Origin of the sequence: Pseudomonas sp. LS44, assembly GCF_024730785.1 — a bacterium.
In the GTDB taxonomy this organism is placed as follows: Bacteria; Pseudomonadota; Gammaproteobacteria; order Pseudomonadales; family Pseudomonadaceae; genus Aquipseudomonas.
The window spans coordinates 4006439-4026152 of record NZ_CP102830.1 but is presented as its reverse complement, the minus strand read 5'-3'; the positions used below and the strand labels follow the sequence as shown (position 1 = coordinate 4026152).

General features: G+C 63.3%; 16 protein-coding genes. 12 read left to right on the top strand and 4 right to left on the bottom strand.

Translation table 11 applies throughout. The annotated features are described in order from the left end of the window. Positions 1 to 10 precede the first annotated feature (10 nt). Positions 11 to 751 carry a DUF6065 family protein gene (locus tag NVV93_RS18125; protein ID WP_258252037.1) on the top strand — a complete coding sequence of 247 codons (741 nt, stop codon included), beginning with the start codon at positions 11 to 13 and terminating at the stop codon, positions 749 to 751. A 383-nt stretch (positions 752 to 1134) separates the two neighbouring features. Here NVV93_RS18125 and NVV93_RS18120 read toward each other — a convergent pair whose 3' ends face one another. The 3 genes from NVV93_RS18120 to NVV93_RS18110 form a co-directional block, all read right to left on the bottom strand. Then, complete coding sequence (locus NVV93_RS18120) at positions 1135 to 3264, bottom strand: FAD-dependent oxidoreductase (protein WP_258252035.1); 2130 nt, start codon at positions 3262 to 3264, stop codon at positions 1135 to 1137. Positions 3265 to 3580: 316 nt separating this feature from the next. Continuing rightward, a complete protein-coding gene (locus tag NVV93_RS18115; RefSeq protein ID WP_258252033.1) occupies positions 3581 to 4411 on the bottom strand; it encodes an alpha/beta fold hydrolase in 831 nt (276 codons plus the stop codon). Positions 4412 to 4428: 17 nt separating this feature from the next. Next, positions 4429 to 5763: an MFS transporter gene (locus tag NVV93_RS18110; RefSeq protein WP_258252031.1), complete on the bottom strand. Its 1335-nt coding sequence runs from the start codon at positions 5761 to 5763 to the stop codon at positions 4429 to 4431. A gap of 257 nt (positions 5764 to 6020) precedes the next feature. On the opposite strand from NVV93_RS18110, the gene NVV93_RS18105 reads away from it, so the two are divergent. The 10 genes from NVV93_RS18105 to NVV93_RS18060 all read left to right on the top strand — a co-directional run bounded on the left by NVV93_RS18105 (position 6021) and on the right by NVV93_RS18060 (position 17366). Beyond that, entirely contained in the window at positions 6021 to 6755 is a 735-nt protein-coding gene (locus NVV93_RS18105; RefSeq protein ID WP_258252030.1) for an SDR family NAD(P)-dependent oxidoreductase, read from the top strand. A 14-nt stretch (positions 6756 to 6769) separates the two neighbouring features. Next, positions 6770 to 7546: an SDR family NAD(P)-dependent oxidoreductase gene (locus NVV93_RS18100; protein WP_258252027.1), complete on the top strand. Its 777-nt coding sequence runs from the start codon at positions 6770 to 6772 to the stop codon at positions 7544 to 7546. Between the two features lie 5 nt (positions 7547 to 7551). Continuing rightward, positions 7552 to 8181 carry a nuclear transport factor 2 family protein gene (locus NVV93_RS18095; protein WP_258252025.1) on the top strand — a complete coding sequence of 210 codons (630 nt, stop codon included), beginning with the start codon at positions 7552 to 7554 and terminating at the stop codon, positions 8179 to 8181. Between the two features lie 9 nt (positions 8182 to 8190). Continuing rightward, positions 8191 to 9264: an alkene reductase gene (locus tag NVV93_RS18090; protein ID WP_258252023.1), complete on the top strand. Its 1074-nt coding sequence runs from the start codon at positions 8191 to 8193 to the stop codon at positions 9262 to 9264. A gap of 26 nt (positions 9265 to 9290) precedes the next feature. Continuing rightward, a complete protein-coding gene (locus NVV93_RS18085; protein ID WP_258252022.1) occupies positions 9291 to 11153 on the top strand; it encodes a long-chain-acyl-CoA synthetase in 1863 nt (620 codons plus the stop codon). After that, the gene (locus NVV93_RS18080; protein WP_258252021.1) at positions 11146 to 12243 is read left to right on the top strand and encodes an MBL fold metallo-hydrolase; all 1098 of its coding nucleotides are present in this window, start codon (positions 11146 to 11148) and stop codon (positions 12241 to 12243) included. Before NVV93_RS18085 ends, NVV93_RS18080 begins: the two co-directional genes overlap by 8 nt. Before the next feature lie 56 nt (positions 12244 to 12299). Further along, entirely contained in the window at positions 12300 to 13976 is a 1677-nt protein-coding gene (locus NVV93_RS18075) for a DUF1302 domain-containing protein (protein ID WP_258252019.1), read from the top strand. Positions 13977 to 14393: 417 nt separating this feature from the next. After that, positions 14394 to 15605: a thiolase family protein gene (locus NVV93_RS18070; RefSeq protein ID WP_258252018.1), complete on the top strand. Its 1212-nt coding sequence runs from the start codon at positions 14394 to 14396 to the stop codon at positions 15603 to 15605. A 5-nt stretch (positions 15606 to 15610) separates the two neighbouring features. Then, entirely contained in the window at positions 15611 to 16558 is a 948-nt protein-coding gene (locus NVV93_RS18065; RefSeq protein ID WP_258252017.1) for an OB-fold domain-containing protein, read from the top strand. Positions 16559 to 16622: 64 nt separating this feature from the next. Further along, complete coding sequence (locus NVV93_RS18060) at positions 16623 to 17366, top strand: SDR family NAD(P)-dependent oxidoreductase (RefSeq protein WP_258252016.1); 744 nt, start codon at positions 16623 to 16625, stop codon at positions 17364 to 17366. A 71-nt stretch (positions 17367 to 17437) separates the two neighbouring features. Here NVV93_RS18060 and NVV93_RS18055 read toward each other — a convergent pair whose 3' ends face one another. Then, on the bottom strand, positions 17438 to 18304 hold the full coding sequence (locus NVV93_RS18055; RefSeq protein WP_258252015.1) for a helix-turn-helix domain-containing protein: 867 nt from the start codon (positions 18302 to 18304) through the stop codon (positions 17438 to 17440). Between the two features lie 79 nt (positions 18305 to 18383). Between NVV93_RS18055 and NVV93_RS18050 the strand changes: the two genes are divergently transcribed. Continuing rightward, the gene (locus tag NVV93_RS18050; RefSeq protein ID WP_258252014.1) at positions 18384 to 19664 is read left to right on the top strand and encodes a phytanoyl-CoA dioxygenase family protein; all 1281 of its coding nucleotides are present in this window, start codon (positions 18384 to 18386) and stop codon (positions 19662 to 19664) included. Positions 19665 to 19714: the final 50 nt, after the last annotated feature.

The window sequence follows — 19714 nt, the reverse complement described above, 5'->3', positions numbered from 1 at the left end:
GTGACGCAGTATGAAAGACCTGACCGCCTTTGTACTCGACGGCCATCCGTTTCACATCCGCCCGGCACCGCTCGAACGTACCTGGATGGACAACAGCCCGCAGCGCTTCGCCTACCGTTGCCTGCCCCTGAACATCGCCAATACCTACGGCTGGGAGGTGTTGTGCACATCGACCTTCTCCGCCGTATGGGACGGTGGTGGCGACAAGGAGGCTATCCGGATAGTCCCCGAAGGAGGCGACACCTGCCCGGCCGTCAGCCACTTCGGTGGCGGCGTGCTGACCTTTCACATCCCTTGCCTGTTCCAGACGGAGGCGGGGATCGACCTCTTCGTTACCGGCCCGATCAATCGCCCCAAGGACGCCATCAGTGCGCTGAGCGGTGTGGTCGAGACCGACTGGTCGCCTTACACCTTCACCATGAACTGGCTGTTCACCCGCTCCGGCCAGCGGGTGCGGTTCGAGGAGGGCGAACCCATCTGCCATCTGTTCCCGATCCGGCGCGGCGATCTTGAGGAGGTCTCCCCGAGCCTGCGGCAGTTGTCAGAAAATCCTGAGTTGGAACATGAGCAGAAGACCTGGTCGGAAAACCGCACCGCCTTCAACGCGAGCCTCTCGGACCCGCAATCCAAAGCCGCCCAAGAACAATGGCAAAAGTCCTATTTTCAGGGGACGACACCGTCAGGCCAGCCCGCCGCTCATGGGCACCGCAGCCGGTTGCGGCTGAAACCCTTCAAGGAAACTATTGAGTAATGGATTGGCCAGACACAGGCCGAGAGCGCTCCTGTGGACTGCCCCCAGCGGTAGCGTTTTTCGGTCTCACGATGAGGCTCAAATGCGTCAGGCTTGCCCCACGCTGCTCCCGACACTTCCAACCACTAACGCGTTTTTGGCTAGGTGCCGGCTAAGTGTTGCGCCGCGCTTTTGTAGGGTTCGCCGGCTGCGTCTGGGCAGCGGCGCTTTTGTAGGGCGGGTTAGCTGCGTAGCGGCGTAACCCGCCGGCGGTGTCGGGCTGGACGGCGGCGCTCGGCCGGGTTGGTGGGTTACGCCTGCGGCTAACCCACCCTACGGGGCTGACAAAAATGTGCGGGGGCGGGAGGGGAGGCTGGGGCGGCGTGGGCCGCCCCAGCGCAGGCTCAGGCTTCGCGTCCGGCGCGGTGGCCGGCGGCGATGGCGCCTTCGATATAGCCGAGGCTCTGGCAGTCGCCGATGCTGCTGACATTCAGCCCGGCGCTGGTCAGGGCATCGCCCAGACGCGTGTCGGGCATTGCGCCGCTGGCCAGCACCACCGAGTCGCCACGGATCTCAGCGGCCTGGCCGTCTGCCGTTTGATAGCGCACGCGGTCGCCTTCGATGGCGTTGACCGTTACCCCGGTCAGCAGCTGCCCGCCATGCTCCTGGATGCCGTGCAGCACCCGCCAACGGCGCACGACGGCCAGCTCGCGGCCCAGGTGGCTGCCGCTCTCCAGCACGCAGACCTGACGCCCGCGCTCGATGAGAAACTCCGCCAGCTCCAGGCCGACCAGACCGCCGCCAATGATGGTGACGCGCTTGCCCAGGGGCATCCACACGTGGGACAGCTTGTGCATCGCCTCGGTGCTGTCGGTGACGCCGATCAGGCTGCCGGCTTTCATCAGCGTGCGCTGAGTCAGCGACAGCTTGCGCTTGGCGATTTCATCGGCGCGGTCGCCGGTCATCAGACGGCGCAGCTCGTCACCGCTCCAGACGTGATTCTGGTTGGCGCCGGGAATGTCCGGTGCGGCACGCTGGGCGCCGGTGGCGACGATCACTTGGTCGGCACCCATGTCGCTCAGCAGGGCCGCGTTGACCTCGGTGTTCAGGCGCACCTCGATGGGCAGGTTGCGCACCTGGTACAGCAGGTTGTCGAGCAGCTTGCCGTTCTCCGGGTAGGCGAGGGCGGCGAAGAACAGCGTGCCGCCGAGCCGATCGCTGCGCTCCAGCAGGGTGACCCGATGGCCGCGCAAGGCCGCGACACGGGCCGCCTCGAGACCGGCCGGGCCGCCGCCGACCACCACCACATGCTGCGCGGTGGCGGCCGGGCTGATGACGTACTCGGCTTCGTGTCCGGTCATGGGGTTGACCGCGCACTTGACGTGTTGGTTGACGAAAATCTGGCTGACGCACACGTAGCAGTAAATGCACGGGCGGATCGCCTGTGGCTGGCCGCTGATCAGCTTGTTCGGCAGCTCGGGGTCGGCCAGCAGCTTGCGGCCCATGGCGATGAAGTCGCACTGGTTGCGGGCGATGGCGCTATCGCCGACCTCCGGTTCCAGGCGGCCGACGGCGATCACCGGGATCGACACGTGTTGCTTGATCGCCGTGGCCCAGTCGAGGAAGCCCGCCGGCTTCTGCACCAAGGGGGCTTCGGTGAAGTTCACCCCGCGAGTGATGGCGGCATAGGCCGAGACGCTGACCGCATCGGCGCCGGCCGCTTCGGCCATGCGCGCCACGGCCTGGGCATCGGCCAGGGTGATGCCGCCGGGAGTGAACATCTCCTCGGCATCCAGGCGCAGCCAGACGGCAAATTCATTGCCCACCCGTGCGCGCACGGCGGCCAGTATTTCCAGCAGCATACGCGCGCGGTTCTCCAGCGAACCGCCGTAGTTGTCCTCGCGCTTGTTGTAATACGCCGAGAGGAAGCCGGCGATGATGTAGCTGTGGCCGGCATGGATTTCCACGCCATCGAAGCCCGCCCGCTTGGCGCGCTCGGCCCCCGCGGCGAACCACTCGACCATCTGGGCGATATCGTCCTGGTCCATCACCTTGAGTTGCACCCCGCCTTCGCGGCGGCGCGAGGAGCTGACAAAAGTGGACAGCTCTTCGGGGGTGAGGGCGGCCATCATGTCGGTTTGCATCGCTGGCGGAATCGACGGCACCCACAATGGACGGCCTTCGGCCATGTCGCGCACCGCGGTCTTGCCGGAGTGCAGCAACTGCATGGCGATCTTCGCGCCATGCTTGTGCACGCGCTCGGCCAGGCGGCTCAGGCCGGGAATGAACTCATCGGACGACACCCCGACTTGATGTGGCTCGGAGGTGCCCGCCGGGAAGGCGACGGCGCACGCCCCCACGATCAACAGCCCGGCCCCGCCAGCAGCGCGAGCCTCGTAGTAAGCCTGGATGCGTTCGCTGCAGTGCCCGTCGGTTTCGGCAAAGCTGTCGCCCATGGGGGCCAGGACGATGCGGTTACGCAGTTCGAGCGAGCCGATGCGGCCCGGGGCAAGCAAATGGGAGAAGGTTGTCATTGTTATCTCAGCCCTTGCTGGTGGCCTGTCGCTGCGCCAGCGGCGAGGTTGCCGCTGGCGCAGGATGCTTATTGTTGGCTATGTACCCGTTAAGTGTTGCACACCGCTTTTGTAGGGTGGGTTAGCCGTAGGCGTAACCCACCAACCCGGTTGGACGCCGCCGTACAGGCCGACACCGCCGGCGGGTTACGCCGCTGCGCAGCTAACCCGCCCTACAAAAGCGCCGCTGCCCAGACGCAGTCGGCGAACCCGGGAAAAGACCCGTAGCCATCACCTGGCAGGCCTGCATGTCTTAACACGTAACTGATGTACTGCCTTATTGTTCGCGCAGGAAATCGATGCAGGAACGGTTGAACAGTTCGCGATGTTCGACCTGGACCCAGTGCCCGCAGCGGTTGAGCAGGATAAAGCGCGCATGCGGAGCGTTATCGAGCACTTTCATCGCGCCGCTGACCGGGTTGAAGTTGTCGTTGGTGCCCCAGAAACCGAGGATCGGCACACGCAGTTCACCCAGGCGTTCGGTCATGTTCGGCACCAGCATGGTGGTGAACAGGTTGCGCGGCTGATGCACTGCCACGGCCACGCGTTCGGCCAGCAGGCTGTCCGGCAGTTGCGAGGCGTCGAACAGTTGCAGGTTCATGATCTGGCGCATCTGTTCGATGTCCAGCGGGCCTTGGCTGTACAGCCCGACCATGCGCTGGATGCCGGGCATCTGGAAGTAGGTCTCGCGTTCTTCGACCCCGCCCGGGGCCATCAGGATCAGCGCTTCGACAGCCTCCGGCTCGGCCAGGGCCAGGCCCAGGGAGATGGCGCCGCCCAGGGAGTTGCCGAGCAGGGTGCAGCGCTGCACGTCGATGGCCTTGAGGAAGCCGGACACGGCCTTGACGAAGAACTCCAGGTTGTACTGGGCGTCCTCGGGTTTGTCCGAGCGGCCGAAGCCCGGCAGGTCGAGGATCAGGTTGCGGTAGCCGGCGGCGACGAACTCCGGGTAGTTGCCCTTGAAGTTGCTGAAACCGCTGGCGCCCGGGCCGCTGCCATGCAGCCAGAGGACCACGGGGCCGCTGCCTTCATCGAGATAGTGCAGGCGCAGGCCGTCGTTCAGGGTGACGAAGTGACCGATGGGCAGTGGCAGGTCTTGTTCAGACATAAATGAATCTCCAGGAGTCAGGCAGTGACCGCATTCGCCGGCTCGGCGAGGGGCGCGGTCGGTTTGGTCAGTTGAGCGCGATAGCGTGGCAGGGCCATCGCGATGAACACGGCGGCGAGCAGCGGCATCGAGGTCGAAGCCGCCAGCGCATAGCGCAGCGCTTCAACACCCAGGCTCGGCGTGAGGTAGTCGCTGAGCATGCCGGTGAGCAGCGGGCCGAGACCGACGCCGAACAGGGTCATGGACATGACGAAAAGCGCGGTGGCTTGGGCCATGCGGGCGGCGGGGAACAGGTGAGTGATCGCGCCCAGGCAGGGCGTTGCCCACCAGGTGCCGAAGAAGCTGAACACGCTGTAGAAAATGAACGCGGTCGGTACCGGAATGCTGCCGATATGGAAGGCAATGCCGGCTGGCAAGAGGAAGTAAGCCAGGGCGCACGGGATGCAGATCAGCGTGCCGAGCAAGGGTATGCCCATCTGCCAGCCAGCATCGCGGCGGGCCATGCGGTCGGTGAGCATGCCGCAGACCAGGGTGCCGATGGTGGCGCCGACGCCGCCGACTACGCCGACGAGGAAGCCGGCTTCCTGCAGGCTCAGACCGTGGGAGCGGATCAGGAAGCTCGGGCTCCAGGTGCCCATGCCATAGCCGGCAATGGCCCAGGCGCCGCCGGTAAGCGCGATCCAGATGAAAGACGGGGTCTGCAGCAGCAGGCTCAGGGTCTGGGCCCAGCCTTCCTGCGGCGTCTGCAGCAGCTGTTTGGGCGCCGGTGCCGCAGTCGGGGTGCGCACGGTGAACCACAACAACAGGCCGAGGAAGATGCCCGGGGCGCCGATGATCAGGAAGGCGAAGCGCCAGCCGTAATGCTGGGCGACCCAGCCACCGCAACCCAGGCCCACGATCGCACCGAGGCTGGAACCGAGCATCAGGATCGACAGGGCGGTGGAGCGGCGCTCTGGCGGGTACAGCTCGGAGACCATCGCCACCGACGGCGCGGTACCGCCGGCTTCGCCGACGGCCACACCGATCCGCGCCAGCACCAGCAGCAGGAAGCTGGTGGCCAGGCCGCAGGCCATGGTCATCACGCTCCAGGCGATGCAGCACACGGCGATCACCGGCTTGCGGCCGATGCGGTCGGACAGGCGCCCAAGCGGGAAGCCGAAGAAGGTATAGAAGATCGCGAACGTCACCCCCGAGAGCAAGCCGATGCCAGTGTCGGAAATGCCGAACTCGGCTTTTACCGGCTCGATCAGGATCGCCATCAACTGCCGGTCGATGTAGTTGAAAACGTAAATGATGGCCAGCACGAACAACGCGTAGTGAGTGCGCCAAGTGGGGCGGATGGGTGAGTTCATAGCGAGTGCTCCCGATCTTGTCTTGTTCTAGTGAGCGGGATCGTCCCTCTGGTTGAAGGCTTCGACATCGTCCATTCAGACCACATTCGCCCAGGTGCGGACATTCGCTCGATGTCCCTTGGGGGCGTCCTGCATTTCTTAGTCTTATCGGACGATGTTGTTCTTCCTAGCAGGGTTAATTATTCGTTCCGTACCCGACCGTCAGGCGTCCAGCACTGGGGAGTCGGAATGGATACGAGCTGCGGAGAACAACAAGAATGAAGTTATCGAACAAGGTGGCGTTCGTTACCGGTGCCGGCCAAGGCATGGGGCGGGCTATGGTCAAGGGCTTTGCCGAAGCCGGCGCGTTGGTGGTGGCCGCCGATATCAATCTTGAGGCTGCGCAGCAGACCATCGCCGGCCTGGGCGAAGACGCTCTGGCGCTGGTGTGCAATGTCGCCGACAGCGCGTCGGTGGCTGCCGCGATGGCCGCGGTCGAGGCGCGTTTCGGCCGTGTCGACATCCTGGTCAACAATGCCGGCGTCGGCTCGGTCGATGCCTTTGTCGAGACCCCTGACGAGAACTGGCAGCGGGTCATCGGCGTCAACCTCACCGGGGTCTTCCTGTGCAGCCGTGAAGCGGTGCGCCTGATGCAAAAGACCGGCACCAAGGGCACGGTGATCAATATCTCCAGCACCTCGGCAGTGACCGGCGAAGGCCCGAGCCACTACTGCGCGGCCAAGGCCGGGGTGATGGGGCTGACCCGTAGCATGGCGCGCGAACTGGCCGCCAGCGGCATCCGCGTCAACACCATCGTGCCTGGTCCGACCAACACGCCAATGATGGCCGGCATCCCGGATGAGTGGATGCAAAGCATGCTCAAGGGCATCCCTCTCGGCCGCATGGGCGAAACCGACGAGATCGCCAAAGTAGCGGTATTCCTCGCCAGCGAAGACGCCGGCTTCATCACCGGTCAGAACCTCGCCGTCAACGGCGGCATGGCCTTCATCTAAGCCGGGAGCACGCCATGAGCGCACGTCTGCAGGGAAAAATCGCGTTTATCACCGGTGCCGGTTCGGGCATCGGTGCCGCCACGGCCAAACGTTTCGCCGAAGAAGGCGCGACCGTGGTGCTGTGCGGTCGCACTAAAGAGCCGCTGCAAGCGGTGGCCTCGGCCATCCGCGATGCCGGTGGCAAGGCCGAATGGACCGTGGCCGATGTCAGCAACGAGCAGGTATTCGTCGCCGCCATCGAGGCGGCTGCCAAGCAGCACGGGCGCCTGGATATTCTGGTCAACAACGCCATGGCCTATAGCTGGGGCGCTATCGACAGCACCTCGACTGCCGACTGGCACTCGAATTTCGCCACCACGGTCGACGGTACCTTCTGGGGCACGCGCACGGCCATGACCCTGATGAAAGCCCAGGGCAGTGGTGGCGCCATCGTCAACATCGCCTCGATCTGCGGCCTGTTTGGCACGCCGTGGATGGCCGGCTACTCGGCCGCCAAGGCGGCGGTGATGAACTTCAGCCGCGCCGCCGCCTCGGAAGGCGCGAGCAGCAAGATCCGCTGCAACGTGGTGATCCCGGGCGTCGTCGATACCCCGGCCACCGCCGGCATGTTGGCCGACGACAAGACCCGCGCCAACACCGAAAAGCTGATCCCGCTGCGCCGCGTCGGACAGCCGCAGGAGCTGGCTAACGCGATCCTCTTCCTGGCCTCCGACGAAGCTTCCTACATCACCGGCGCTTGCCTGCCGGTGGATGGCGGGCGCAGCTCGGAGCTCTATACGGTGCTGGAGTGATGAGCATGGAGCAGAGCGCATTGCTGGCGCGTATCGACCGCCTCGAGTCGATCGAGGAGATTCGCCAACTGGCCGGCAAGTATTCGTTGTCGCTGGACATGCGTGACCTCGATGCGCACGTCAACCTGTTCGCCGCGGACATCCGCGTCGGCCGTGAAAAGACCGGTCGCGCGCATCTGAAAGCCTGGGTCGATTCGACCCTGCGCGACCAGTTCAGCGGCACCTCGCACCACCTGGGTCAGCACATCATCGAGTTTGTCGACGCCGACCACGCGGTGGGCGTCGTGTACTCGAAGAACGAGCATGAGACCGGCCCGGAATGGGTGACCATGCAGATGCTCTATTGGGACGACTACGAGCGCATCGACGGGCGCTGGTACTTCCGTCGGCGCCTGCCTTGCTACTGGTACGCCAGCGACTTGAACAAGCCACCGATTGGCGAGCGGAAAATGCGCTGGCCGGGACGTGAACCGTATTTCGGCACGTTCCACGATCTGTTCCCGTCCTGGACCGAGTTCTGGGCCAATCGCCCGGACAAGGACTGCCTGCCGCAAGTCGCCCCGGCGGCGCCCCTGGAACAATTCCTTAACACGCTGCGCCGTTCCACCCAGGCGCCGAAGATTCGTGTGCGCTGAGGAGTCGATATGAGCATCTTGTTTGAGCCGGTACGGTTGGGTGAGCTGGAGTTGGCCAACCGTATCGTCATGGCGCCGATGACCCGCAGCCGTGCCGATGCCCGCGCGGTGCCGACAGCGGAAATGGTCGACTACTACCGCCAGCGCGCGAGTGCCGGGCTGATTGTCGCCGAAGGCACCGCGCCCTCGGCCAATGGCCTCGGTTATTGCCGCACCCCGGCGATCTACAGCACTGAGCAGATCGCTGCCTGGCGCAAAGTCACCCGAGCGGTGCATGACGCCGGCGGACGGATCGTCCTGCAACTGATGCACGTCGGCCGGGCGGCCAGCCATCACAACAAGCCGGCCGGTGCGTTGACCGTGGCACCCTCCGCGGTGCGCGCGCACACCCAGTTGTTCAGCGATGCCGCCGGCCTGGTCGATAGCGACGAGCCGCAAGCACTGGCCCTGGACGAGGTCGCCACGGTGATCGAGGAATATCGCCGCGCCGCACTGAATGCCCGCGAAGCCGGCTTCGACGGCGTCGAGCTGCATTGCACCAGCGGTTACCTGCCGATGCAGTTCATGGCTTCGGGCAGCAACCTGCGCGATGACCGCTACGGCGGCAACACCGAAAACCGTGTGCGTTTCCCGGCCGAGGTGCTGGGCGCCATGGCCACGGCCATCGGGGCCGGGCGAGTGGGTTTCCGCCTGTGTCCGGGCAACTCTTACAACGATATTAGCGACGCCGATCCGGCCGCCACGGCGGCAGCACTGTGCACGGTGGTCGAGCCGCTGGGCCTGGCCTACCTGCACATCATGCGTTCGCCGCTGGCCGAGCTGGATGCCTTTGCCCTGGCGCATCAGTACAGCAGTAGTGGGCTGATCCTCAATGACGGCTTCGATGGCCCGTCGGCAACGGCGGCGCTGGAGGCCGGGCAGGGTGAAGCGGTGTCGTTCGCCCGGCATTTCATCGGCAACCCGGATCTGGTCGAGCGCCTGCGTGCGGGGCTGCCGCTGTCCGGTTTCGATCGCAAGACCCTGTATTCCCCTGGTGCCCGTGGTTATTCGGATTACCCGAACGGGGCGAGAGCGTTGGCATGAATGGCAGGTCTTTTGCGGAGGTAGGGATGAACGATTTCAACGAACTGAGTCAACTGTCGAGTGTCGACAACAAACCTGTGTCCCGCGAGCAGACCCAGGCCCTCCTGGATCGCCGCTCAGTGGCCAGCGGGCAGATCAAGCCGGCGGACCGCTACACCATCGCCGACCGCGTGGAAGAGCAGGCGCGGCGTTTTCCTGAGCGCCCGTTTCTGATCTATGGCGAGCAGTGCCTGAGCTATGCCGAGGTGGACGCGCGCGCCAACCAACTGGCCCATGCTTTCCATGCCCGTGGCTTGCGTCCGGGCGATGTCTGCGCCATTGCCATGGAGAACCGTCCGGAGTTTTTCTGCAGCTGGTTCGGTCTGGCCAAGCTGGGTGTGGTGGCAGCCTTCATCAATACCCAGGTCAACGGCCGGCCACTGGTGCATGCGCTGGAATCCACGGGAGCCAAGGCTGTGGTGGTCGGCGAGGAATGCCTGGCCAATCTGCTGGCGACCGAAGGCCTGCCGGATCTGCCCTGGTGGCTGGTGCCGGACGCCGAGAACCCCGCCAGCGAGGCACTGCTCGCCAGGGTCGATGCCAGCTTTGCCGCACAGGTGGCGGCTGCACCGCGCACGGCATTCCCGCGCGACTTGCGCGCGGACCTGCCGGCCGAGACAACGGGCCTGCTGATTTTCACCTCCGGCACCACCGGGCTGCCGAAAGCGGCGCGTTACAGCCATATGCGCTGGATGTCTTCCGGCGATGTGATGGAAGAAACCCTGCAAGTCACGCCCGAGGATGTCTTTTACTGCTGCCTGCCGCTGTACCACGGCGCGGCGGCCACCTCGGTGACCTCCACCGCGCTGCGCGGCGGGGCGAGCATCGTGGTGCGGCGCAAGTTCAGTACCCGCGAGTTCTGGAAAGACGTGAACCGCAACGGCATCAGCGTGTTCCAGTACATCGGTGAAATCTGCCGCTACCTGCTCAACCAGCCGGAAGCGGCGGGTGATCGCGAGCACAGCCTGCGCTGCATGCTCGGCGCCGGCCTGAGCCCGGAGACCTGGCAGCGCTGGGTGGAGCGTTTCGGCCCGATCCAGATTTTCGAGGGCTGGGGTGCCACCGAGGCCAACACCGCAGTGATCAACGTGGACAACTACCCAGGCTCCTGCGGTCGCGTGCCGTTCTGGGAAAAGACCAACCTGCGCCTGGTGCGTTACGACGTCGATAGCGAAAGTCATCCGCGCGACGAGCAGGGCTTCTACCGCCTGTGCGAGGTCGGCGAGATCGGCGAAGCCATGGGCTTTATCGTCAATCATCCGCAAATCGGCGGCGGTCGCTTCGAGGGCTACACCTCGGCCGAGGCCACCGAAAGCAAGATTCGCCGCAATGTCTTCAGCCAGGGCGATGCGTTCTGGAGCTCGGGTGACCTGCTGCGCTACAACGAGGACGGCTACCTGTACTTCGTCGACCGCATCGGCGATACCTTCCGCTGGAAGAGCGAGAACGTCTCGACCCAGGAAGTCGCCGATGGCCTGAGTGATTTCCCTGGGCTGGAGCTGATCAACATCTACGGTGTGCAGGTGCCTGGGCATGAGGGCCGCGCCGGTATGGCGGCGGTGTTGATGCAGGAGGGCCACGCCTTCGACCCGGCGGCGTTCTACGCGCTGACCGAGGCACGCTTGCCGCGCTATGCCGCGCCGGTGTTCGTGCGGGTGTCGGCGGCGGCCGACCTGACCAGCACCTTCAAGCTGCGCAAGGTCGACTTGCAGCGCCAGGGCTATGCCCCGACGGCCTTTGCCGACCCGCTGTACATCCGCGATGAAAGCAGCCGCAGCTATCAGCCGTACTCGGCCGAGTTGCTGGCCCGGGCTGGTCTGCCGGCCTTCGCCGGTGACTCCCGTGGCTGAGCTCGACGCCCAGGGCCACGAATGGCGTGACGGCCTGCGCTTCCCCTGGCCGCAGCCGCCGGCCAACGGGCAGGTGCAGGAGGTCGCGCCGGGCGTGCTCTGGCTGCGCATGCCGCTGCCGTTCGGGTTGGACCATATCAACCTCTACCTGCTGCGCCATGGTGACGGCTGGGTGGCGGTCGATACCGGTCTGAACACTGAGCAAACCCGCGAAGTGTGGGAGCAGGTGTTTGTCGAGGCGATGGACGGCCTGCCGCTCCGCGGGGTGATCTGCACGCACTTTCATTCCGACCATGCCGGAGTGCTCGGCTGGCTGGCCGAACGCTTCCGCTGCCCGGTGTTCATGACCGCCGGCGAGTTCCAGTGGCTGCACCTGGGAGCGCCAAAAGATTCCACGCCGAGCTGGGCGTTTGTCGATCACTTCCACAAGGCCGGGTTCGACAGCGAACGGACCGAGGCCATGTTGCCGCTGATCCAGGTCGAGCATTTCCGCACGGTCCTGCCGACCGGCTTCCGTCGCCTCAGTGAAGGCAGCGTGCTGGACATCGGCGGACGCCGTTGGCAGGTGGTCATCGGCCGCGGCCATTCCCCCGAGCATGCCTGTCTGTATGCCGAGGCAGACGGCCTGTTGATATCCGGCGATCAGGTGCTGCCACGGATCACCTCGACGGTCTCGGTGCAGGTGACCGAGCCCGACGCCGATCCGTTGCGCGACTGGCTGCAATCCATTGAGCGGCTGCGTGAGTTGCCTGACAGCCTGTTGGTGCTGCCGGCGCACGAGCGTCCGTTTTTCAATTTGCACCACCGACTGGACCAATTGCGGGCCCATCACCAGGTGCATCTGGAGCAAATGCTGGCCGTCTGTGAAGAGCCGCGTAGCGCGCTTGAGCTGATGACCGCGCTGTTTCCGAGGGTCAAAAGTCGTTTCGACGAACTGATGGCCGTCGGCGAAACGTTGGCGCATGCCAACTACCTCATCGCCGAGGGGGCGCTCGTGCGTGAGGAGGAAGCTGCAGTGCATCGCTATCGGCGTACCCCTGCGGGTGCGTCGGGGGGCAACCCACTCGGGCAACTCCGGGCTGATTGGTGATGAACGCTGTTCAAGCATTTCATACGGCCAGTCGGCCGTTAATCAGGAGAAGCAGTGTGATCAATAAAAACAACAAATCTGGTACTGGTCCTGGCTTACCGAGTTTTCAGGTTGCGAGTCTGGCGGTCGCCATCGCACTGGTTTCGAGCCCGGCCTGGTCGGGCGAAACCATCGAGTTTGACAATGGCACCACCATCGACTGGACCCTGACCACCAGCTACGGCATGGGTGTGCGCCTGAGTGATCAGGACAAGGACCTGCTCACGGTCAACGCGGATGACGGTGATCGCAACTTCGACAAGGGCAGCCTCACCACCAACCGCGTTGGCGCCCTGGGCGAGATGATCGTGCGCAAAGACAACTACGGTGCCGTGTTGCGCGCCAGTACCTTCTACGACGACGTTTACCACCAGAAGAACGACAACGACTCGCCCGCGACGGTGAACAAGACCGGCGCCCATGATGAATTCACCAGCGACACCAAGTACTACAGCGGTGGTCGCAGCAAGTTCCTGGATGCCTATGTCTTCGGCGGCTGGCGCTTCGAGAATGATTCGATGCTCGACATGAAGGCCGGTCGGCATGTCGAATCCTGGGGCGAGGGTCTGTTCTACTCGGGCGTCAACGGCGTACAAAGCCATGCCGACGCGGTCAAGGCGGCGCAGCCGGGGGTTGAGATCAAGGAAGTGCTATTGCCGGTTGGGCAGGTTTCCGCGAATTACCGTTTCAACCCGCAAATCGGTGTCAGCGCCTATTACCAGTACGAGTGGAAGGGCACCGAATTGCCGCCGGTGGGCAGTTACTTATCCACCAGCGATGTGGTTGGCCCAGGCCGTGAGTTCATTTTCGGTCAGGGGGGCAGCCGGATCAACTACGCAGGCGCCGACGAGCCGCGTGACGATGGTCAGTGGGGGGTTCAGGTGCGTTACCGGCCTGTGCCAGCCTGGGAAGTTGCGCTGTTCCACGTCAACTACCACGACAAGAACCCGGCCACCGCGCTGGTCAATTATCGGGCCGTACCCGTCGGTGGCGGTGCATTTGCCGGTGCGCCGTCCGGCTACAACATCACCTATTTCGAAGATATCAAGCTGACCGGGCTTAGTGCCTCGACCAAGTTTGGCGATGTCCAGGTCGGTGCCGAGTGGTCCTACCGTGACGGCGTACCGGTGATGGTCAATACCGGGCTCGGTGCGACGCCGGCGCGTGGCAAGGGCCAGCAGATGCAGCTCTCGGCCATCCGCATCCTCGGTGACCGGCCATGGGCCAGTCAGACGTCGTTAACCGCCGAGATCGTCCATGTGCGCGTCGATAGCGTCGAAGACACGTCGGCGGCGCCGAACCTGCTGGCATTGGGCAATCGCCTGATTCCACAGATGAGGCCGCTGGTGCAGGAATCCGATGACTACACCTACAAGACCGCCGCCGGCTGGCGCAGTCAGGATGCCAGTGCCTTCACCGTGGGCGCCTCGTTCAGCTACCCGGGGGTATTCGAAGGCTGGGACCTGGAGGTGCCGTTCAACTTCTCCAACGTGTTCAGCGGCGCTGCGCCGATGGGGGGGACCATTTCCGGGGCGCAGGGTGATCGTCGCTTCAGTGCCGGCACCACCTTCAAATACCTCGGCAACTTTGAGGTCGCGATGAGGCTCATCGGTTATCTGGGTGAGGCGGATCCGGTCAAGCGGCAGTTGGCGGATCGTGACTACGCCACCCTGGCGCTGAAATACAGCTTCTAATCGACTCGTTCGGCGGTGAAGAAGGGAGCCTGCGGGCTCCCTTCTTTTTTGGCTATGCCCCAATGACGTGTTGAGGCGTGCAAGCCCGGCAGGTGATGCCTGAGACGATGCTTCGTAGGGTGGGTTAGCCGTAGGCGTAACCCACCGAGCAGGTTAGACGCCAGTGTTCTGGGCGATGCCGCTGGTGGGTTACGCCGCTACGCGGCTAACCCACCCTACAAAAGCGCGGTGCCACACTAAATCGGTACATAGCCTTCTTTTTGCCGACCCGGGCACTTGCGCCGGCACCGGGTGAAAGCCTGGCGGGCGACTCGATTTAGTTGTCTAGTCAGTTTGGACGATTATCTGCCGACCTAGATGTGGAAAGGTTGGTGTACGACAAAAACCTGAAGAACACTGTCTTCGAGTGGGGAACCCATGGGTCTGAAAGGTAACGCGGCGATCATAGGCGCCGCTCAATACAAGCCGGAAAAATACGCCACGGCGCCGCGGATGTTCCACCTGGAGCAGGTCGCCGATCTGGCGGCGCAAGCGCTGCGGGATGCCGGGCTGCGCGCCGAGGACCTCGATGGTCTGGTGATTAACGGCCCGCATTTCCACGAGGCTTCGGTGTTCGTGCCGGCCATGGCCGCCGAGTACTTGGGTCTCAAAGTCAATTTCGCCGAAGTGGTCGATCTCGGCGGCTGTACCGGCGTCGGTATGGTCTGGCGCGCGGCTGCGGCCATCGAGCTGGGCCTTTGCCAGGCGGTGTTGTGCGTGATGCCCGCGCGGATGGCGCCCATGGGTCGCGACGAGGACGTCGGCGCGATGGCTCGTGGCATGCGCTACGGTGGCCACAGCACGGCCTTCGGCGCTCCGGAAGCGGAGTTCGACCTGCCTTACGGGCACATGGGCCAGAACACCGGCTATGCCATGATCGCGCAGCGTTATGCGGCGCAGTACGACTACGACCCGGTGGCCATGGCCAAGATTGCCGTGGACCAGCGCACCAACGCCCTGGCCAACCCGCAGGCGATGTTCTACGGCCAGCCGCTGACCGTCGAGCAGGTACTGGCGAGCAAAATGGTCGCCGACCCCCTGCATGTCCTCGAAATCGTCATGCCGGTGGCGGGTGGCGCGGCGCTGATCATCGCCTCCAAGGAAGTGGCCGCCCGTGCGCGCAAACGTCCGGCGTTCATCACCGGCTTCGGCGAGCACCTGGCGTTCAAGTCTCCGTCTTACGCCGATGACATGATCCACACCCCGATTGGTCCGGCCTCGCAGCGCGCCTTCGCGATGGCCGGGTTGAAGCCGACCGATGTGGATGCCGCACAGATTTACGATTGCTACACCATCACCGCCTTGCTGACTCTGGAAGATGCCGGTTTCTGCGCCAAGGGCGAGGGCATGAGTTTTGTCCGCGAACACGACCTGACCTGGCGCGGCGATTTCCCCATGAACACCCACGGCGGCCAGCTCAGCTTCGGTCAGGCCGGCGCGGCCGGTGGCATGTCGCAGATCATCGAAGCAGTGACCCAAATTGCCGGTGAAGCCGGTGAACGTCAGCTCAAGCGCTGCGATAGCGTCTACGTCTCCGGTACCGGCGGCGTGATGAGTGAGCAGGGCGCGTTGATTCTCCAGGGAGCATGACGAACATGTCGAACAACAAACCAATGCCGGCGCCGACCGAGATTTCCGCGCCGTTCTGGGAAGGCCTCAAGGCCGAGCGTCTGTTGATCCAGCAGTGCAATGCCTGCCAGCACTGGGTGTTTTACCCGCGCCGGCACTGCCCGAGCTGCCTGGCCCATGACCTGTCCTGGCGGGAGGTCAACGGTAACGCCAAGCTGTACAGCTTCACGGTGACGCGGATTGCCACGCTGCCGGATTTCGCCGACGAAATGCCGCAGAAACTGGCGGTCGTCGAACTCGACGAAGGGGTGCGGATCAACACCAACCTGGTCGGTCTTGAGGAAGATGAAATTCGCATCGGCATGCGTTTGCAGCCGGTGTTCGCCGAGGTCGATGACAAAGGCACGCGCCTGCTGCGCTTCACCGGCATGGACAGCGACGTCGACAGCCTGAAGCGGCTGCCAACGCTAGCCGAGCCACAGGCCGAAAGCACCGAGTCGACGCCGCCGGCACGCCGGATTGCGCTGGACGACGAGGCCGCGCTGAAGTCGCTGGTGAGCGAGGAGTTCTCGGCCTGGAGTAATCAGATCGTGGTCGATCAGGCATTGATCAATGCCTTCGCCGAGTTGTCCGGCGACGACTACTGGATCCACACCGACCCCGAGCGCGCGCGCAAGGAAAGCCCGTTCGGCGGCACCATCGCCCATGGCGCCCTGGTGCAAGTGCTGCAGTCACGCCTGAACGTGCCGCTGGGCTTCGAGATCACCGGTTTCACCAACATGGTCAACTACGGCTCCGACCGCCTGCGCTTCCCGGCGCCGGTATCCGCCGGCTCGCGCATCCATTCGCGGGCACGGGTCAAAAGCGTGGAACGGGTCAAAAGCGGCACGCAGCTGACCCTGGAGTTGAATATCCATGTGGTCGGCAGCGAACGACCATCGGTGATCAACGAGCTGGTGATTCTGTACATGTAAGTGATTTGTGCCTGCCCGCAACGGGCAGGCACAACCCCTGTAGATGATGAGGAGTCCCTTGGACATGTTTCAACTGACAGGAAAAGTTGCCCTCGTGACCGGCGCCGGCCGTGGCATGGGTTTTGGTATTGCCCAGACGCTGGCGCGTCAGGGCGCTACCGTGGTGATCAACGACTTCTTTCTCGAGCGCGCCCAGGAGGCTGCAGAAGCCTTGCGTGCAGAAGGGCTGCAGGCGCACCCGGTGGCGACGGACATGACCGATCGCCAGGCTATTTTTGCCATGGTAGAGAAGGTGCAGGGCGAGATTGGCGCGATAGATATCTTTGTCCATAACGCCGGGGTGCCCGCCCTGGGCTGGGATTACGTGCAGTTCATGCAGTCGACGCCGGAGCAGTGGGATAGCTGGCTGCAGTTGAATCTGCACGGCCTGATGCACAGCTGCCAGGCGATCCTGCCATCGATGATGGAGCGCGGCTGGGGGCGGATTATCGCCATCAATTCCGATGCGGCACGCACGGCGACCGGCATGGGCCTGTGCGCCTACGGTGCTGCCAAAGCCGGTGCACTCGGCTTTCTGCGCAACCTTTCCGGTGAAGTCGGACCGCACGGCGTCACCGTCAATGGCCTTTCGCTCGGCACCATGAACAACTGGGAAGGCTCCGATGCCATCGCCAGGAAAAGTGCTTCGGTAAAACGCGCAGGCAGCCCGCAAGACGTCGGTGCCGCAGTCGCTTATCTGGCTTCGCTCGAAGCCGAATGGGTGAACGGCCAGATATTGCCGGTCAACGGCGGCAGCCTGGTGGCTTGAGTACCCCTTCGTCTCTGTAGCCGCTGCCCTGGGCGGACCAACACCTGCAAAGCACCTCAAATTTGACGTGTTTAGCAGGTGCCGATTTTTCCGCCTATTTCCGACGTCAACGCATGGGCAGCATGCTGCAGTTCCTCGACATATTGTCGTAATGAAGATGCAGAGACCAAATCTTGCATAGGGTGTAAGGACACCAGGTAGTGCGGCTGTCCATCGACCCCAAACACTGGGGCAATGATGTGACTCACACTTTTCGACTGGGAGTCATCCAGCTCCTGGGGGGTATATAAGTGTGCATCTACAGCCAATGCCATTTTGTCTAGCTGCCGACGTAAAACCTCCATAGATCCGGCATGCTGAACTGCACTGAGCAGATCACGAAACTGCGCCATCATTGCACTGCCATTGCTGCGCATCCCGTAAACCGCGTAGCCCAGCCCCCGCACATGTTCGAGCAGCTCAAGCTGCACCTTGGTATCGACAACGGCCCCGGATTTTTCCGCCTGCTGCAGCCACACACTGACTTCTTTAGGCGTACGCCAGGCCATTGCTAGCGTGCCATGAGGCGGATCCATCGGTAATTGAACGCCGGGACTGATACCTAGCTCTCCCGTGTTGCCTACAGTCAGAACCACTTCCTGCCTTCCGCTAGTCACCTGCGCTAGCGCACAGCCGCATCGACATTGTTCGGCCAAACGACCCAAAACATCGTTGGCAACCCCCAGCAATGGATAACGCTGTCGAACCCCCTGAAGCAGGCGCAAGACCCCAGCCCCCAGCCGAAAACTCCGATCAGGCAAGCGCTCCACATAACCAGTCTCGTGCAGAGTCTTGAGGATGAGCGACAAGGTCGATGTGCTCAGTTGCAGCCTGCGCGCGATTTCGGAGGCGCTTAGCGATTCTGGCTCGCCAGCGAGCGTTTCAAGGACGGCGATCACTCTTGACGTCGGAGGTGACGACTGCATAATAAATTACTACTTGGAAATAGATTCCATATATTAGTAAATGGAGGCGAGGATGACAACTGCAGTTGAACGCGATACGTCTGTCGGTGATTTCAGCAGTTGGGGGCTGACGGCTTGGGAGTTTGACGATTTCCACCATCACGAATTACCGCAGCGCTTGCAGTCCGGCGTTAATGCTCAAGTGGTATGGGATCTGAGAGGCGCACCGCCTTTCGCTGTCGCTCTCAAAGATGGCAGGGCCTATAGCTATGTGGTGGACGGGGAGGTGGTGCGCATTGAGCCGGGTGTGCATGCGCAGGCTGCATGTGTCGTGGAGTTTGATGAGCGCGCCTGGCAGAACTATGTGCATGAACTCCGTACCCCCTCGGCACTGGTACTCGCGCAGTCAGTTCGATTGTTGCGCGGCGGCATGCAGGAGTGGGACGTCTGGTCACCGGCGCTGCAGTGCATGTATTCGGGGCGTGATATTTACGACCCCGCCAAGCCTCTGCTGGATGCCCAGGGACAACCGCTTGACCTGCGCCGCAGCTTTACCTTGGACGACAGTCGGGAGGAGATGTCGCACTACCTGCGCACTGCTGGCTATATCGTCGTGCGTGGGGCAATGCGCCACCGACTGGAGGACATTCGCGGCGAGATCGAGCGCATACGCAGCGAAGCCACGGAAGGAGAAATTTTCTCGTGGTGGACCAATCATCTGACTTCCGGTCAGCGCTTCCCGTATCGCCTGATGTTCATTTCGGAACATTCGCAACTGGTTCGTCAATTGATGAACGACGATCCCACGATTGCCGAACTGGTTGCTCTGAGCCAGCGCGAACTGGTACCGCTGCATGATCGGGGGCAAGGAGCCATGACGGTGCTCAAACCTTTCGGTGTCGGCGCTAAACTGGCGCCCAGCATTGCCGCTAATTTGGGCTGGCACACCGATTGCGGTTTGGGCGGATGCGGAATTACTTGCCCATCGATTAACGTCGGCATCCATCTGGATGCGGCAAACCCAGAAAGCTCCCAGCTCTGGGTGCTGGCTGGCTCCCACGGACGCGGCGTCCACCATTCCACAGCCATCGGCGTAGAAAGCCCTAAAGCGATTCCGCTCGATACCGAGCCTGGAGACATCACCATCCACTACTCGTGCGTAAAACATGCCGGCCCACCACCCACCGGGCCCAATGTGCGTCGCACACTGTATTTACCCTTCTACAGCCCGGACACGCTCAAACTGCTGGGACGCTTCCAGAGCTTTGAGCAAATCCTGCCGGGCTTTGGAAGCGGACACATTCCCAGCCTGGACCAAGTGGCCAAGGAACAGACCGCCATGAACCCCATGTAAGGGGTGAGCATTGCCTCGAAGGTGCCGCGGGTGAACTCCCCGGCGCCTTT